Annotated in this window: 1 protein-coding gene; it reads left to right on the top strand. The window is 39.0% G+C overall.

The genetic code is table 11. The features are described from left to right. Nucleotides 1-235: 235 nt before the first annotated feature. The gene (locus tag ASU03_RS18585) at nt 236-931 is read left to right on the top strand and encodes a hypothetical protein (protein WP_057833250.1); all 696 of its coding nucleotides are present in this window, start codon (nt 236-238) and stop codon (nt 929-931) included. Nucleotides 932-1,273: the final 342 nt, after the last annotated feature.

Here is a 1,273-nt window from a genome sequence, read left to right as displayed (position 1 = left end):
ACAGAGGAGCCAGAACTTCATCGAACTACCGTATAAAAAGGCTTTGGTTGCAGCCAAAGCTTGGGCCTCACTTTACCTAAACTTGTTTTACAATAGAATTAAAAGATGGGTATATTATCCATACAAGAACATTAAACGGAAAAAATACAGTTGGCTTTTTTCGTTCCTCAAAAATTATAGCCAACTGCATTTTTCCGCTTATGTTAAGCGTTAGGCTTCTCTAATAAGGTACGTCATGGAAATTGAGATATTCATCAGTAAAGGTGGTGATGAAAGCACCTTACAAAGAGCTTTTGTCGATGCTGTTATTGATGCTTTGAAGACAGCAGGAATAAAGTCGCGCATCATGTTCGAGAATGAATGGTCGCATGAACAGCCGTTAAAAGTTATTAAAAAAACAATTAGCGAATGCGATGGGTTATTAGTAATTGCGTATACAAGATCTGAGTTCGAAAAAGGAAAAGAGCTTCGTTGCAATATTGAAAAAGAGCTTACTAATATTAAATTGCCAACGACTTGGACGCATATAGAAGGTGCAATTGCATACGCCTATGAACTCCCCATGTGGATTATTGCAGAAGATGGCTTGAAATCAGAAGGTCTTATTGAAAAGGGCTATGATTGGAACGTTTATTGGTCAAACTTGGATGTAGATGAAGTAAAGTCAGATAAATTTAGAGGCTACCTTCAAAGTTGGAAATTAGCGATTGAAGAAAAAAAATCTGCAAAATCAAACATGGAACTCGAAATTGATTTATCTAAACTAGGCCTTGGTAAATTGTTTGCTATGATTTCACTACCACAGTTATGGAAGTTACTTGGCGTATTAGCCACAATCATTGCATTAACAGCAACAGGCTCTTATAAACTGGGAGCCGATCAGTGGCCTTGGCAGGATAAGCCTAACAAGCAAATTAATCAGGACAAATAACAGTTGGTTTTTGCTCCTGCGTCGCCTATTTTAACCAACTATCATTTGCCCATTATTTGGGCGTTGGTATGACTCCCCACGTCAAGTTAAATACACCGATCCCTGCTCATTCATTTAGAGCCATAATGTCTTCTTTTAAAATAGAAGAGTTAACGCATAGATGAAGCAAGTAATTTCGTCGGTTATCCTGCTGATATTCGTGGATTACTAACCTATTGGTTAGCAGCGCCTACCTTACTTATTCCGTCGTGGCACCTGATTTCAGTCTATGCTCGTGGTTCAACGATAATAAATACCGTTGCCAGCCTAACGCCCTCGGTGGTTATGCCACAGCCGATGCTT

Source organism: Colwellia sp. TT2012 (genome assembly GCF_001440345.1).
GTDB lineage: Bacteria > Pseudomonadota > Gammaproteobacteria > Enterobacterales > Alteromonadaceae > Colwellia.
Note: the sequence above shows the minus strand (reverse complement) of the source record. Positions and strands in the feature narration are given on the sequence as shown.

Bases quoted from the DNA above. Each gene is read 5' to 3' on its own strand.
- ASU03_RS18585 (WP_057833250.1), top strand. From the start codon at position 236: ATGGAAATTGAGATATTCATCAGTAAAGGTGGTGATGAAAGCACCTTA.